Origin of the sequence: Micrococcus sp. KRD077 (assembly GCF_017168505.1) — a bacterium.
Classification (GTDB): Bacteria; Actinomycetota; Actinomycetes; order Actinomycetales; family Micrococcaceae; genus Micrococcus; species Micrococcus luteus.
In genome coordinates this window covers 1-15,564 of the sequence record NZ_JABFAZ010000040.1, presented here as the reverse complement: position 1 = coordinate 15,564, position 15,564 = coordinate 1, and the positions used below count along the sequence as shown (strand labels likewise).

At 73.5% G+C, this 15,564-nt stretch carries 11 protein-coding genes; 1 reads left to right on the top strand and 10 read right to left on the bottom strand.

Annotated elements, in window-relative coordinates; genetic code table 11:
* Positions 1–28 precede the first annotated feature (28 nt).
* The 6 genes from J1M39_RS09735 to J1M39_RS09710 form a co-directional block, all read right to left on the bottom strand.
* The gene (locus tag J1M39_RS09735; RefSeq protein ID WP_044659079.1) at positions 29–1,378 is read right to left on the bottom strand and encodes a glutamate-5-semialdehyde dehydrogenase; all 1,350 of its coding nucleotides are present in this window, start codon (positions 1,376–1,378) and stop codon (positions 29–31) included.
* Positions 1,379–1,450: 72 nt separating this feature from the next.
* The gene (proB, locus tag J1M39_RS09730) at positions 1,451–2,656 is read right to left on the bottom strand and encodes a glutamate 5-kinase (RefSeq protein ID WP_069941379.1); all 1,206 of its coding nucleotides are present in this window, start codon (positions 2,654–2,656) and stop codon (positions 1,451–1,453) included.
* 3 nt (positions 2,657–2,659) lie between these two features.
* Positions 2,660–4,207, bottom strand: a complete 1,548-nt coding sequence (gene obgE / locus J1M39_RS09725; RefSeq protein WP_206496734.1) for a GTPase ObgE — start codon at positions 4,205–4,207, stop codon at positions 2,660–2,662.
* 169 nt (positions 4,208–4,376) lie between these two features.
* Positions 4,377–4,634 carry a 50S ribosomal protein L27 gene (gene rpmA, locus J1M39_RS09720; RefSeq protein ID WP_002853915.1) on the bottom strand — a complete coding sequence of 86 codons (258 nt, stop codon included), beginning with the start codon at positions 4,632–4,634 and terminating at the stop codon, positions 4,377–4,379.
* 51 nt (positions 4,635–4,685) lie between these two features.
* Positions 4,686–4,991, bottom strand: coding sequence for a 50S ribosomal protein L21 (gene rplU / locus J1M39_RS09715; RefSeq protein ID WP_002853919.1), 306 nt, complete (start codon positions 4,989–4,991; stop codon positions 4,686–4,688).
* Positions 4,992–5,223: 232 nt separating this feature from the next.
* Positions 5,224–8,478, bottom strand: a complete 3,255-nt coding sequence (locus J1M39_RS09710; RefSeq protein WP_080772589.1) for an Rne/Rng family ribonuclease — start codon at positions 8,476–8,478, stop codon at positions 5,224–5,226.
* 397 nt (positions 8,479–8,875) lie between these two features.
* Here J1M39_RS09710 and J1M39_RS09705 point away from each other — a divergent pair, with 397 nt between their 5' ends.
* On the top strand, positions 8,876–9,535 hold the full coding sequence (locus J1M39_RS09705) for a vitamin K epoxide reductase family protein (protein WP_041104903.1): 660 nt from the start codon (positions 8,876–8,878) through the stop codon (positions 9,533–9,535).
* Positions 9,536–9,621: 86 nt separating this feature from the next.
* On the opposite strand, the gene ndk is transcribed toward J1M39_RS09705, so the two are convergent.
* The 4 genes from ndk to ileS form a co-directional block, all read right to left on the bottom strand.
* Positions 9,622–10,044 carry a nucleoside-diphosphate kinase gene (ndk, locus tag J1M39_RS09700; RefSeq protein WP_012750845.1) on the bottom strand — a complete coding sequence of 141 codons (423 nt, stop codon included), beginning with the start codon at positions 10,042–10,044 and terminating at the stop codon, positions 9,622–9,624.
* A 75-nt stretch (positions 10,045–10,119) separates the two neighbouring features.
* Positions 10,120–10,620, bottom strand: coding sequence for a DUF4233 domain-containing protein (locus J1M39_RS09695; protein WP_073115421.1), 501 nt, complete (start codon positions 10,618–10,620; stop codon positions 10,120–10,122).
* A complete protein-coding gene (locus J1M39_RS09690; protein WP_206496733.1) occupies positions 10,617–12,170 on the bottom strand; it encodes a bifunctional folylpolyglutamate synthase/dihydrofolate synthase in 1,554 nt (517 codons plus the stop codon). Before J1M39_RS09690 ends, J1M39_RS09695 begins: the two co-directional genes overlap by 4 nt.
* A partial coding sequence (gene ileS, locus J1M39_RS09685) for an isoleucine--tRNA ligase (protein ID WP_206496732.1) occupies positions 12,170–15,564 on the bottom strand: 3,395 nt, incomplete at its 5' end. The genes ileS and J1M39_RS09690, both read right to left, overlap by 1 nt.

Sequence of the window (15,564 nt, the reverse complement as noted above, 5' to 3'; positions counted from 1 at the left end):
GGGGTCCTGGTGTCCATCGTAGCCCGGCTCAGCGGCGGATCTGCCCGTCGCCGCGCAGGATCCACTTGGTGGTCGTGAGCTCCTCCAGGCCCATGGGCCCGCGGGCGTGCATCTTCTGGGTGGAGATGCCCACTTCGGCGCCGAGGCCGAGCTCGCCGCCGTCGGTGAAGCGCGTGGACGCGTTCACGATGACGGCCGCGGCGTCCACCTCGGTGATGAACCGCTCGGCCGCGGCCAGGTCGTTCGTGACGATGGCCTCGGTGTGGCCCGTGGACCACCGGCCGATGTGCTCGATCGCCTGGTCGAGGGAGTCCACGACGCGCACGGCCATCTCCATGTCCAGGTACTCGGTGCCCCAGTCCTCCTCGGTGGCGTCCACGGCGTCCCGGGCGTGGTCGCCGCGGTCGGCGAGCGTGGGCAGCCAGGCCCGCGCGGCCTCGTCCACGTGCAGCAGCACGCCGGCACGGGTGAGGGCGCGCAGCACTTCTCGGCCCACCTCCTCCGCGTCCCGGTGGAGCAGCAGGGTCTCGGCCGCATTGCACACGGAGGTGCGGTGGGTCTTCGAGTTGAGCACGATGTCCACCGCCATCTGCTTGGGTGCGGAGGCGTCCACGTACAGATGCACGTTGCCCTCACCCGTCTCGATCACGGGCACCCGGGCCTCGCGGACCACGCGCTGGATCAGCTCACGGCCGCCGCGCGGGACGAGGACGTCCACCGCGCCACGGGCGGCCATCAGGGCGGCGACGCCGGGACGTCCGAGATCGTCGATGCCCTGGATGATGTTGGCGTCGAAGCCCTGGTCCACGAGCGCCTCGCGCAGCACCTGGATCAGGACCGCGTTGGTGGACTCCGCGGCCGAGCCGCCGCGCAGGATCACGCCGTTGCCCGACTTCAGGGCGATGCCGGCGATGTCCACCGTGACGTTCGGACGGGCCTCGTACACGGCGCCCACGACGCCCAGGGGCACCCGCACCTGGCTCATCCGCACGCCGTTGGGCAGCGGGCCGCCGCGGACCACGGTGCCCACGGGGTCCGGCAGGCCGGCCAGGGTCTCCAGGGCGAGGGCCAGCGCCTCGACGCGCGCCTCGTCCAGCTTGAGGCGGTCCAGCAGGGCCGCCGAGGTGCCGGTCTCGCGGCCGCGGCTGCGGTCCTCGCGGTTGGCCGTGATGATCGCGGCCGTGTTGGCGCGCAGCGCCTCGGCCATGTGGCGCAGGACGGCGTCCTTGCGGGCGCGGCCGGCGACGGCCAGCTCGGGCACGGCCTGACGCGCCCACTCGGCCCGCTGGCGGACGGCCTCCTCGACCTCGGGCGTCGGCGCCTCGGCGTCCTGGCGGCCGGACTGATCCTGGGGTGCGGTGCTCTCGGTGGTCTGCATGCCGCCAGCCTATCGAGCGCCCCGGACGAGGCACGAGGCCCGGTCCGTCGACTCGGCCGGAGCCCGTGCCGGTCAGCGCTGCGGCGGAGCCAGGCGCACCCAGTCGTCGGCGTGCACGACGACGCCGTCGTAGCCCGCGCCGAGGTCCTCGCGGAGGTCGGCGGTCGTCCGCCCGAGCATGGCGGGCAGCTGCGACGAGGAGTACTGCACGAGGCCGCGCGCCCGCACCCGGCCATGCGCATCCACGATCTCGACGACGTCGCCCGGCGTGAAGGCGCCCGTGCAGCCGGTGATGCCCGCGGCCAGCAGGGAGCGGCCGCGGTCGATCGCCCCGGCCACCGCGCCGTCGTCGATGATGAGCCGACCCCGGACCTCCGCCGTGAGGCCGAGCCACGCCGCGCGGGCGGACCGGCGGCGGCCGGTGGCGGAGAACCACGTGCCCACGTCCTCCCCCGCGAAGGCGGCGCCCGCATTGGCGGCCGAGGTCAGCAGGGTCGGGATGCCGGTGGTGGCCGCGATGCCGGCCGCGTCCACCTTGGTCACCATGCCACCCGTGCCCACACCCGCGGAACCGGGCACACGCACGTCGACGCCGGCCAGATCGTCGTCCGAGGTGACCTCCGGGATGCGCCGCGCGTCCGGGTGGGAGGGGTGGCCCGTGTAGAGGGCGTCCACGTCCGAGAGCAGGACCAGCAGGTCCGCCTTGCAGAGGTTGGCGGTGAGGGCCGCGAGGCGGTCGTTGTCGCCGAAGCGGATCTCGCGCGTGGCCACGGCGTCGTTCTCATTCACGATCGGCATCACGTCGAGCGTGAGCAGCCGCGACAGGGCGCGGTGCGCGTTCGTGTACTGGGTGCGCCGCATGAGCTCCTCGGCGGTCAGGAGCACCTGGGCCACCTCGGTGTCGTGCCGGCCGAAGCTCGTGGTGTAGTGCGCCATGAGCTTGCTCTGGCCGACCGCCGCCGAGGCCTGCTGGGTGGCGGTGTCCTTGGGGCGTCGGCCCAGCCCGAGGTGGGGGAAGCCGGCCGCGATGGCGCCGGAGGACACGAGCACCACCTGGGTGCCCTTCTGCCGCTCGGCGGCGAGGACGTCCACGAGCCGGTCGATGGCCGCCACGTCCAGGCCGTCCGGGGTGGTCAACGAGGACGAGCCGATCTTCACGACCACTCGGCGTGCGGCCTGCATCGTCTCCCGCGAGGTCACGGGGTTGGCCTGCGGGTCCTCAGAGCCGCGCGTGGCGGGGGTCGGATAGCGGGTGACGACGGTGCGCCGCACGGACATGGATCATCCCTCTCGATCGTCGGTGTCGGTCCACAGGCCGGAGCGTCGCTCGGCCTCCATCTCGGCCCGGGTCGCCGCACGGGCGGCCCGGCGGGCATCCTGCTCGGCGCGCTTCTCCGCGCGGGTCGCGCGGGTGCGCTCGTCGAGCCGCAGGTCGGTGCCACGGGGCCCGGCGAGCAGCTCGGCTCCCGCGGACAGCGTGGGCTCCCAGTCGAAGACCACGCCCGTGACGTCGTCGCCGATCACCACGGCGTCGCCCGGCCTCGCGCCGGCCTTGAACAGGCCGTCCTCGACGCCGGCCCGCTGGAGCCGGTCCGCCAGGTAGCCGATCGCCTCGTCGTTCTGGAAGTCCGTCTGGGCCACCCACCGCTCGGGCTTCTCGCCGCGCACGCGGAACAGCGGCTCGAGGTTGCGTTCCTCGCGGCGGATCGTGAATTCGGCCCGCTCGCCGCGGCGGCGATGCCGGCGCGGCACCTCGACGGGCGCGGCCGGCGCGGGCTCGACCACCCGGGAACGGGCCTCCGCCACGAGCTCGGCCATGGCGTACTTGAGGGCGTCCAGGCCCTCGCGGGCCAGCGCGGAGATGTCGAAGACCCGCAGGCCACGGCCCTCGAGCTCGTCGCGGACCATGTCCGCCATCGCGGCGCCGTCGGGCAGGTCGGTCTTGTTCAGGGCGATGAGGCGGGGCCGCTCGTTCAGCGGTACGACGCCCTCCCCGCCCTGGGAGAAGACGGGCTCCACCGCGTAGGCCTCGAGCTCGGCCTCGATGGCCTCGAAGTCGGCGATCGGGTCGCGGTCGGACTCGAGGCTGCCGCAGTCGAGGACGTGCACGAGCGCGGCGCAGCGCTCGACGTGGCGCAGGAACTCCAGGCCGAGGCCGCGGCTCTCCGAGGCACCGGGGATCAGGCCCGGGACGTCGGCCACCGTGAAGCGCACGTCGCCGGCCTGCACGACCCCGAGGTTGGGCACGAGCGTGGTGAACGGGTAGTCCGCGATCTTGGGACGGGCCGCAGACAGGGCAGCGATGAGGGAGGACTTGCCGGCCGAGGGGAAGCCCACGAGCGCGACGTCCGCCACGGTCTTGATCTCGAGCGTCAGGTCCCGGCTCTCCCCCGGCAGGCCGAGCAGCGCGAAGCCGGGCGCCTTGCGCTTCACGGAGGCCAGAGCCGCGTTGCCGAGGCCGCCCTGACCGCCGGCGGCGGCGACGTAGGTCGCGCCCTCCCCCACGAGATCGGCCACGATGTTGCCCTGCTCATCCTTGACCACCGTGCCGTCCGGCACGGGCAGCACGAGCGACTGGCCGTTCTTGCCCTCGCGGTGGTCGCCCATGCCCGGCTGGCCGTTCTCAGCGGACCGGTGCGGGGCGTGGTGGTAGTCCAGCAGCGTGGTGGTCTGCGAGTCCACCACGAGGGTGATGTCGCCGCCGTCGCCCCCGTCGCCGCCGTCGGGGCCACCCAGGGGCTTGAACTTCTCGCGATGCACGGAGACGCACCCGTGCCCGCCGTTGCCGGCGGTGAGGTGGAGGACCACGCGGTCCACGAAGGCTGCCATGGGAGTGCTCCTAGGGGCTGGAGGGATCGGACTCAGACGGCCCAGGGGCCGGAGACGCCGACGGCGGGGGCGGGTCCGGTGGATGCCGGGCCCGCCCCCGCCGGGGCGTCAGGGGGTGCGGGTGTCCTCGCCGGGCGAGGGTCCGCACGCAGACCGCACGAGTGTCAGATCACTCCGCGGCGGGGACGATGTCCACGACCTTGCGGCCGCGGCGCTGGCCGAAGGCCACGGAGCCCGCGGACAGCGCGAAGAGGGTGTCGTCCTTGCCGCGGCCGACGTTGCGGCCCGGGTGGAACTTGGTGCCACGCTGGCGGACGATGATCTCGCCGGCGTTGACGTCCTCGCCGCCGTAGCGCTTGACGCCGAGGTACTGCGGGTTCGAATCGCGGCCGTTCTTCGAGGAACTGCCGGCCTTCTTATGTGCCATTGCTGTTGCCTAACCTCTCGGATGCTCGGTTTCGCCGGTGCCGGTGACGGCTCAGGCGATCCCGGTGATCTTGACCGTGGACAGCTCAGAGCGGTGGCCCTGGCGCTTCTTGTAGCCGGTCTTGTTCTTGTACTTCATGATGACGACCTTCTTGCCACGGGAGTGGGAGACGACCTCGGCGGTCACCTTCACACCGGCGGCATCGGCGCCAGCCTTGACCTCGTCCCCGTCCACCAGCATCAGAGCGGGCAGCTCGACGGAGCCACCGGTCTCAGCGGGAACGCGGTCAAGGGTAACGAGGTCTCCGACGGAAACCTTCTCCTGGCGGCCGCCAGCGCGGACAATCGCGTACACCACTTGGGACTCACTTCTCTCGACGTTTCAATGGATCAGATCGGGTTCTGCTCGCCCGCACCTCGACCGCGGCTGCGTCCGGGTCCGGCGGTCCCTCACCGGGACATGCGGGGGCGTGCGGGCGGTGAACACCGATGGTCCAGCATACTCGCTGCCGGGCATCCGGACCAAACAGAGGCGTGTCGGCGCGTCGCCGCCGCCCGGGGCAGGCCCGGGGCGGCGGCACCGACGACGGTCAGCGGCCGCGCCGGGCCAGGTCGGCGGCCTTCACGCCGACGCCGAGCATCACCGGGGCGGCACCCTGCGGCTCGGCGGGGGTGGACGCTTCGGCCACGGCCGCGGTGAAGCGGCCGCCCTGGGCGCCGCCGGGCGCGGCCTGGACCTGGACGTGGACGCCGTCGGACGACACGGCGCGACGCGAGCGCCGGCGCGGCGATCCGGGCGCCGGGGCGGTCGGGGCCGCCTGGGTCTCGGCCGGGGCGTCCGCGGCGGGCGCCTGCTCCGCGTCCGCCGCGGGCGCCGCCGTCGGCTCGGTCGCCGCAGGCTCCACCATCACGGCCTCCTCGACGGCGGCCGGGGCGGCGGGCTGCTCGTGGACCTCGGTGGCGTCCGTGGACTCCTCGGGCGAGGGCTCGGTGGCCTCCACCGGAGCCGCGTCCGTGCGGTCGGCCGTCCGCTCGGCGGACGCGTCCGCACCGGCGGCCGGACGGACGACGCCGTCGCTCGAGGCCCGGCGGGACCGGCGGCGCCGGGGCGCCGGGGCATCCTCGGCGGGCACGGGCACCGGGGCATCCTCGGCGGGCACGGGCACCGGGGCATCCTTGGCGGGCACGGGCTCCGATGCGTCCTCCGCGGGCGCGGCCGCCGAGGACTCGGCGTCCGCGGCGTCGTGTCGCGACGGCGTGGCGCGCTCCGCGCCCTGGTCCTCGGCGTCGGTCTCGGTCGAGGCCGCCTCGCCGTCCCGCCGGGACCGGCCACGGCCACCCCGGCGACGCCGGGACCGGCGCGGGCGGTCGCCCTGCTCGGCCGCATCCTCCGTGGGCTCGGCCTCGGCATCGGCCTCCGGCTCCGCGACGGCGGCCACGGCCTCCTCGGCCTGCACGACCGGATCCTGGTGCTCAGGGGCCCCAGGGGCCTCGGAGGCGGCCTCCTCCTCGGTCTGACGGGGCTGACCGGCGGACTCGGCGAGCCCATCGTCGTGCGACCGCGCGGCATCCTCGGAGCCCGCGTCCTCGGCGCCGGTGTCCGCCGACTCCTCGGTGCGGCCCCGGCCGCGGCGGCGGCCCCGACGACGCCGGCGACGCGGCGTCTCCTCCTCGTCCGTCCCGGCCGGCTGCCCGGCCTCCGCGGGCCCGGCCGACGCGGCCTCGACGGCCTCGGCCGCGGAGTCCTCGGCGGCGTCCGCCGCCTGCTCGGCGGGGGCGGACTCCTGGGCGGGGGCCTCGTCCTCGGCCACCTTGCCGGAGGCCTTCGCGATCGAGTGCAGGGCGACCCGGGCGGCCTCGGCCCGCTCACGGCGCTGCCGCTCGTCCTCCGAGTCGGCGTGCTCGGCGCCCGTCGTCGTGGCCGCGGCGGCGTGGGCGTGCTCGCCCTCGCCGTCGCCCCGACGCCGGCGACGACGGCGGCCCTCCGCCTCGCCGCGCTGCTCACCGCCGGAGCGGCCCCGCTCGACCGGCGTGTCCTGGATGAGGATGCCGCGGCCGGCGCAGTGCTCGCAGGTCTCCGAGAACACCTCCACGAGCCCGGTGCCCATGCGCTTGCGCGTCATCTGGACCAGGCCGAGCGAGGTCACCTCGGCGACCTGGTGCTTCGTGCGGTCCCGGCCCAGGCACTCCACGAGACGGCGCAGCACGAGGTCGCGGTTGGCCTCGAGCACCATGTCGATGAAGTCGATGACGATGATGCCGCCGATGTCCCGCAGGCGCAGCTGCCGGACGATCTCCTCGGCGGCCTCGAGGTTGTTCTTGGTGACGGTCTCCTCGAGGTTGCCGCCGGAGCCCGTGAACTTGCCGGTGTTCACGTCCACCACGGTCATGGCCTCGGTGCGGTCGATCACGAGCGAGCCGCCGGAGGGCAGGTACACCTTGCGCTCGAGCGCCTTGTGGAGCTGCTCGTCCACGCGGTGGGTGGCGTACAGGTCCTCGCCGTCGTGGTCCTCCGGCACCCAGTGGTGCAGACGGCCCAGCAGGTGCGGGGCCACGTAGGTCACGTAGGCCTCGATGTTGTCCCACGTGGCCTCGCCCTGCACGAGCATGGCGGAGAAGTCCTCGTTGAAGACGTCGCGGACCGTCTTGATGGTCAGGTCCGGCTCGGCGTAGAGCAGCTCGGGGGCGAGCACCTTGGTGCCGGACGCCTTCTCCTGGATGCCCTCCCACTGGGCGCGCAGACGGTTGATGTCGTTCTGCAGCTCCTGCTCGGAGGTGCCCTCGGCCGCGGTGCGCACGATCACGCCGGCGTCCTGCGGCAGGTGGTCCTTGAGGATCTTCTTCAGACGCGAGCGCTCCACGTCCGGCAGCTTGCGGGAGATGCCGGTCATCGAGCCTCCCGGCACGTACACGAGGTAGCGGCCGGGCAGGGAGACCTGGCTGGTCAGACGGGCGCCCTTGTGGCCCACCGGGTCCTTGGTGACCTGGACGAGCACGGTGTCGCCGGACTTGAGCGCGTTCTCGATCTTCCTCGGCTTGCCGTCCAGCTGGGCGGCGTCCCAGTTGACCTCGCCCGCGTAGAGCACGGCGTTGCGTCCGCGGCCGATGTCCACGAACGCGGCCTCCATGGACGGCAGCACGTTCTGGACCTTGCCCAGGTACACGTTGCCGATCATCGAGTCCTGCGTGGTGTGCGAGACGAAGTGCTCGGCCAGCACGCCGTCCTCGAGCACGGCGATCTGGATGCGCTGGTCGCGCTGGCGCACCAGCATCTTGCGGTCCACGGCCTCGCGGCGGGCCAGGAACTCGGCCTCGGTGATCACGGTGCGGCGACGCCCGCCCGAGCGGGAGTCGCGGCGGCGCTGGCGCTTCGCCTCGAGCCGGGTGGATCCCTTGACGCTCTGGACGGTGTCCGAGGCGGTGCCGACGGCCTGGCGCGGCGCGCGCACGCGGGTGACGGTGTGCTCGGGATCGCCGGCCTCGCCGCCGTCGAGCTCCATGTCCACCTCACCGCGGCGGCGTCGGCGGCGCCGCCGGGAGACCACGGCGCCCTCGGCCCGGTCCTCGGACTCTCCGGCGTCCTCGTCCTCGGAGCGCTGCCGGGACGTGGTCTCGGTGCGCAGGACCTCGATCAGGTTCGCCGGCACGGCGAACGGGTCGGTCGGGTCGACCTGCAGCGTCGGCGCGCTCGGCTCCTCGGCCGGGTCCGCGGCGTCGTCGGACGCGGCGGTCCGCTCCGGCTCCGCCCCGTCGGCGGTGTCCGCCGCGGTCTGCGTCACGGCCTGCTCGGCCGTCTCTTCCACGCGTTCGTCTGCGCGGGTCGTGTCCTCGTTGTTGGCCGCCATGGCAGCACCTCCCGCCGACCGACGACGCCACACTCGCCGCCGCCCGGCGTGTCCGCGTCCGCCGCCGGCCGCGTTGCCCCGGGCGCCGTGCGCCACGGGTGCGCCGGGAGGCGGACTCCGAGAAGTCATCGGGTGGACCGCGTCGACCGTCAGGGCCCGGCGCGGAACCGCTGCGCCCTCGAGATCGGGGCCTGGGCGTCACGTGCCGTCCGCCGGCCGGCGCACGGACGCGCACGGGCGAAGCCCGGCGTCCACCTCCCGCACGATGCTCGACGCGGGGGCGCCTCGGCGGCGGCCCGACGTCGGGCGCGCAGCGGGCTGCCCCGCGGTGTGGCCACGGGACGGCCAGGGCCGATTCTCTCACATCCGCCCCGGGCACGCGCCTAGAATCGTGTCCATGCCTGCGACCCCGCTGACGGACGACATCCGCCTCTCCCCCGCCGACGACATCCCCGCCGAGGAGGCCCGGCTCACCTGGTACGCCCGGCCCGCGGGCACGGCGGCGCTGCTCCTGATCACCTCGCTCGTGGCGCTGACGGCCACCATCATCATCATCGTCGAGCGCGCCCTCCTCACCGCGGACCCGACGCACCGCACGTCCTGCGACCTCAACCCGTGGGTGTCCTGCGGCCAGGTGATGCAGTCGTGGCAGGCCCACACCTTCGGCTTCCCGAACACGTACATCGGCGTGGTCGCGTTCTCCGTGCTCATCACCGTGGGGATGTCCCTGCTCGCCGGCGCCCGCTTCGCCCGCTGGTACTGGCTGCTGATGAACGCGGGGATCCTGGCGGGCTTCGCGTTCTGCGTGTGGCTCTGGTACTCGGCCGTCTACAGCATCGGCACGCTCTGCCTCTACTGCATGATCGTGTGGGCCATGGTCATCGCCCAGCTCGTGCTTGTGACGTCCCGGAACCTGCAGACCGGCACGCTGCCGGCCCCGGCCGGTCTCGTCCGCCTCGCCCGGGAGCTGGCCTGGCCCGTGATCGTGCTCCTCTACGTCCTGGTGTTCGCCTCGATCCTGCTGGAACTGGGCCTCGGGGTCGTCGGGATCGACTGAGCCTAAGCTCCCCCACCGGACACGACGACGGCGGCCGGTCACCCCACCAGGGTGACCGGCCGCCGTCGTGCGGGCCCGGAACGGGCTCAGCCGAACCAGATCGCGAGCTCGCGCTCGGCCGAAAGGGTCGAGTCCGAACCGTGGACGAGGTTCTTCTGGACGGCCTCGCCCCAGTCCCGGCCCAGGTCGCCGCGGATGGTGCCCGGGGCGGCCACGGTGGGGTCGGTCTTGCCGGCCAGCGAGCGGAACCCCTCAATCACCGAATCGCCCGTGACGCGCGCGGCCACCACGGGGCCGGAGGCCATGAACGCCACCAGCGGCTCGAAGAACGGCTTGCCCTGGTGCTCCTCGTAGTGGCGCTCCAACATGGCGCGGGTGGGCGTGAGCATCTTCAGGTCGGCGATCACGTAGCCCTTGCGCTCGATGCGCGCGAGGATCTCGCCGACCAGGTTGCGGGCCACCCCGTCCGGCTTGATGAGGACGAGGGTCTCTTCGGTGTGGTGCGTCATGGGGTGTGCTCCTAGCGTCGTCGGACGGCCGCGAGCGCGGCCCGGTTCCCGCTCCACCCTAGTGGGGCCCGGGACTCAGCGTCCGTGCTCGGCCTCCCAGGCGGCCTCGAGGCGGTCGCGCTGGGCGTTCTCGACGTCCATGGCACCGCCCTTGATCACGGCGTACGCCCACGTCAGCGCGAAGAGGGCCCCCACCACGAACATCGAGTACTCCCAGAAGCCGGAGGCCAGCAGGACGGCCTGGATCGCCCAGCCGATCGCGATGCCGACGGGCTTGCGCACCAGGGCGCAGGTCAGCACCGCGACGACGGCCAGCGCGGAGTAGCCCGCCACGAACCACCAGGCGCCCGGCTCGTCCCGGTGCATGCCGAACAGCATGAGTCCGAGGAAGAAGATGAGCACCGCCTCGAGCATGAGGATCGTGGAGGTGAACAGGGCGCGCACGGAGCGGCGGCGCCGACGAGTGCCGGGGCGCCACTGCCGCTGGGCTCGCGTCTCGCGCTCGGGGCGCCAGGACTCGTCGCCGAAGCGCCCCTGCTCCGGGGCGCCTCCGGTCTCCGGCTGGTCGGGGCTCATCGGTCCTCCTCCGTCCGGCGGCGGGCGCCGGCGTCGTCGCGGTCCTCGAGCAGCTCGAGGATCTCCGGGTCCAGGTCGTCCTCGTCGGCGTCCGCCAGCCCGACGGCGTCGAGCAGGTCGGCGGGGTCGAGGCCGCGGGCGGCCACGGTGACGGGGCCGGCATGGCGGGGCTCGCCCACGAGGGTGCGGACCTCGGCGGCCAGGGTGATCGAGCCGAGCACGAGCACACCGCCGCCGGTGCCGGAGGCCAGTTCGTCCGCGCTCGTCTCGAGGGCCTCCGCGCGGCCGACCGCCCACTCGAGGGCGTCCGGCACGGACTCGGTGGCGTACACGTCGTCCTCGGGCCAGCCGGCGTCGACGGCCATGCGGGCCAGCTCCCCGGCCGGGATGGCGCGGGCCGAGGAGGACTGCGTCACCGCGAGGTCCTCCACGTCGTCGCCGAACGCCCGGTAGAGCGCCGCGAGCATGCCCGGCGCGTCCTTCTCCTGGAGGATCCCGACGACCAGCGAGAGGCGGGTGAAGCCGAACGCCTCCTGCACCGCACGGGCCGTGGCCCGCACGCCGTCCGGGTTGTGGGCGGCGTCCACGATGAGCGTGGGGGCGGTGCGCAGCACCTCGAGCCGGCCGGGCGAGGTGACCTGGGACAGCCCCTCGCGCAGCAGCTCCTCGTCCAGCGGTCGCTCGCCGCCGCCCAGGAACATCTCCAGGGCCACCACGGCCACCGCGAGGTTCTGCGCCTGGTGCTCCCCGAGCAGCGGCAGGAACAGGTCCCGGTACTCGGCCGCGAGGCCACGCACGGACACCTGCTGGCCGCCCACGGCCAGGGAGCGCTCGAGCACGCCGAACTCGACGCCCTCGAAGCGGAACGGCACGTCGGCCGCCTGCGCCGCCTCGAGCAGCACCTGGGCGGCGTCGCGCTCCTGGGCGGCGGAGACGAGGGCGCCGCCGGGCTTGATGATGCCGGCCTTCTCCTCGGCGATCTCGGCCTCGGTCTCCCCCAGCAGGTCCGTGTGGTCCAGGGAGATGGGGGTGACCACGGAGACGACGGCGTCCGCGACGTTGGTCGCGTCCGTCACGCCCCCGAGGCCCACCTCGAGGACGACGACCTCCACGGGCTCGTCCGCGAACACCGCGAAGCCCAGCGTGGTGACCGCCTCGAAGTACGTCAGCGGGACCTCGCCCGCGGCCTCGAGCTCCGCGTCCACGGTCTGCACGATCGGGAGGATCTCCCCCCACACGCGCACGAAGGTCTCGTCGGCCACCGGGGCGCCGTCGATGCTGATCCGCTCCGTGACACGCTGCAGATGCGGCGAGGTGTAGCGCCCGGTGCGCAGCCCGTAGGCGCGCAGGACGGCCTCGACCATCCGCGCCGTGGACGTCTTGCCGTTGGTGCCGGTCAGGTGGATCACCGGGGCCGCGTGCTGCGGGTCGCCGAGCAGCGCGAGCACGCGCCGCATCGGCTCGAGCCGCGGCTGCATCTTGTTCTCCGGGGCGCGGGCGAGCAGGTCCCGGTAGACCTCCTCGACCGTGCCCGGGACGTCCCCGCGCATCACGCGTCTGCCTTCGCGACGGAGACGGCCACGGTCTTCATGGCGTCGTCGGCCGGGTCCTTGCGCGGGTCGGCCGCGCCGGAGTCCACGAGCTCCAGGTCCACCGTGAGGGTCTCCTCCGCGACGAGACCGCGGTGGGCCTCGAGCGCCGCCACGACGGCGGTGGGGCCTTCGATCCGCGTGCGCACGCGGTCGGAGACGTCCAGGCCGGCGTCCTTGCGGGCCGCCTGGACGGCGCGGACCACGTCCCGGGCGGTGCCCTCGGCGGCCAGCTCCGCGGAGACCTCGGTGTCCAGCACGAGGAAGCCGGCGGTGCCGGGCAGCACGCCCACCGCGGTCCCCTCGGGGGCACCGGTGGAGACGGTGCGCAGCTCGTAGAGCGCGGGGGCCAGGGTCACGGTCTCGCCGTCGGCGAGCGTGACCGCCAGGCCCTCGGCCGTCTCCTCGTACGCGCCGGCGTCGACCGCCTGCTTCACGAGCGGCACCTGCCTGCCGAACGCCTTGCCGAGCTCGCGGAAGTTCAGCTTCAGCTCCGTGCCGATGCCGTAGCGGGCGATCGCCTCCTCCGAGAGCTCGGTGAGCTCGACGTCCTTGAGGTTCAGCTCGTCCGCCACGATGCGGGCGTAGGTGCCCTCGAGGCCCGCCGCGTCCGGGACGACGACGGACAGGCGGGGCAGTGGCAGGCGCACCCGGCGCCCGGCCCCCTTGCGCAGGGCCGAGCCGGCCGAGCTGATGCGGCGCACGGCATCCATGCGGGCCACGAGGGAGTCCGCCTCGGGCCCGTGGGGGAACAGGTCGGCGTCCGGGTAGTCGGTCAGGTGGACCGAGCGGCCGCCGGTGAGGCCGCGCCAGATCTCCTCGGCGATCAGCGGCATCAGCGGTGCGGCGGCCCGGGTGAAGGCCTCCAGGACGGTGTAGAGGACGTCGAAGGCGACGGTGTCCTCGTCGAAGAACCGCTCACGGGACCGGCGGATGTACCAGTTGGTCAGGGTGTCCATGAAGCCGCGCAGCGCGTCCGTGGCGTCCGAGACCTCGTAGGCGTCCAGGCCGGTCTTGACCTCCCGCAGCATGCGGCCCGTGGCGGCCAGGATGTACTGGTCCAGGGGGTCCTCGGCGGTGTGCCGCTCCTGCGCGCGGTACCCCTCGGGGCGGGCGCCGCCGTCGTGCGCGGTGTTCGCGTACAGGGTGAAGAAGTGGTAGGCGTTCCACGCCGGCAGCAGCACCTGGCGGACGCCCTCGCGGATGCCCTCCTCCGTGACGATCAGGTTGCCGCCGCGCAGGATGGGGCTGGCCATGAGGAACCAGCGCATGGCGTCCGCGCCGTCGCGGTCCAGGACCTCCGTGACGTCCGGGTAGTTGCGCAGCGACTTGGACATCTTCTGCCCGTCCGAGCCGAGCACGATGCCGTGCGCGATCACGTTGGAGAACGCCGGCCGGTCGAACAGGGCGGTTGCCAGGATGTGCATGGTGTAGAACCAGCCGCGCGTCTGGCCGATGTACTCCACGATGAAGTCCGCCGGGTTGTGCGTGGGGAACCAGTCCGCGCGCTCGAACGGGTAGTGCACCTGGGCGTACGGCATGGAGCCGGAGTCGAACCAGACGTCCAGCACGTCCTCGACGCGGCGCATGACCGCACCGGCCGCGGCGGCCTCGGGGTCCGGGTGGGGGCGGGTGAGGTCGTCCACCCACGGGCGGTGCAGGTCCACCTCGCCCTGGGCGTTGCGCGGCAGGCGGCCGAAGGCCTCCTCGATCTCCGCGAGCGAGCCGTAGACCTCCTGGCGGGGGAAGTCCGGGTGGTCGGACTCCCACACCGGGATGGGCGAGCCCCAGTACCGGTTGCGGGAGATGGACCAGTCGCGCGCGTTGGCGACCCACGTGCCGAACTGCCCGTGCTTCACGTTGCCGGGGATCCAGGTGATCTCCTCGTTCAGCTCGAGCATGCGCTCCTTGATCTGGGTGACCTTGACGTACCAGGACGTCACCGCGCGGTAGATCAGCGGCGTGCGGCAGCGCCAGCAGTGCGGGTAGGAGTGCTCGTAGGAGGCCTCCCGCGCGAGCCGGCCCAGCGAGCGCAGGGCGCGGATGATCGTGCGGTTGGCCTCGAAGACCTGGACGCCGGCGATCTCGCGCAGGTCGCCGCGCCCGACGTCCTCGCGGGCGAACAGCGGCAGGAACCGGGCACCGGAGTCCACGGAGAGCAGCACGGGGATGCCGTTGGCCTCGCACACGCGCTGATCGTCCTCACCGTAGGCCGGCGCCTGGTGGACCACGCCGGTGCCGTCCTCGGTGGAGACGTAGTCGTCCACGAGGATGCGGTGGGCGCCCTCGACGCCGAGGTCACGGCCGTTGACGGTGAAGGTCTCCCCGCGGTGGGCGTCGAACACGTCCGTGAACAGCGGCGCGTAGGCCAGGCCGCCGAGGCGGGCGCCGGGGATCGTCTCGGTGACCGCGGCGCGGGCGGCGTCGGCGTCGGCGTAGCCGAGCTCCTTGGCGTGGGCGCCCACCAGGTCCACGGCCAGGAGGAAGCGGTCCCCGTCCGCGGTCGCGCCCTCGGGGCCGGCCGGCACCACGGCGTACTGGATCTGGGGGCCGACGGCGAGGGCCGCGTTGGTCGGCAGCGTCCAGGGCGTGGTGGTCCAGGCCAGGACGTGGACGCCGGCCAGGTGCGCGGCGAGCGCCGCGTCGGCGCCGCCGTCGGGCACGAGGGCGGGGTCCGCCGGGAGGCCGGTGATCGGGAACGTGACGGTGACCGAGGGGTCCTGGCGCATCTTGTAGACGTCGTCGTCCATGCGCAGCTCGTGGTTGGACAGCGGGGTCTCGTCGTTCCAGCAGTAGGGCAGGACGCGGAAGCCGCGGTAGGTCAGGCCCTTGCGGTGCAGCTCGGAGAAGGCCCAGATCACGGACTCCATGAAGTCCGGGGTGAGGGTCTTGTAGTCGTTCTCGAAGTCGACCCAGCGGGCCTGGCGGGTCACGTAGTCCTGCCACTGGTCCGTGTACTTCAGGACCGAGGAGCGGCAGGCCTCGTTGAACTTGTCGATGCCCATGGCCTCGATCTCGGACTTGTCCGTCATGCCCAGCTGCTTCATCGCCTCGAGCTCGGCGGGCAGGCCGTGGGTGTCCCAGCCGAAGCGGCGCTCCACGCGGCGGCCCTGCTGCGTCTGGTAGCGGGCCACGAGGTCCTTGACGTACCCGGTGAGCAGGTGGCCGTAGTGCGGCAGGCCGTTGGCGAAGGGCGGGCCGTCGTAGAAGACGAACTCGTTCTGCGAGCCGTCCTCGTTGAAGGCGGGACGCTGGTCGATCGAGGCCTGGAAGGTGCCGTCCTCGTCCCAGTACGCCAGGATGCGGCGCTCGATCTCCGGGAAGCGCGGGGAGGCGGGGGTGCGGCCGTCAGGGG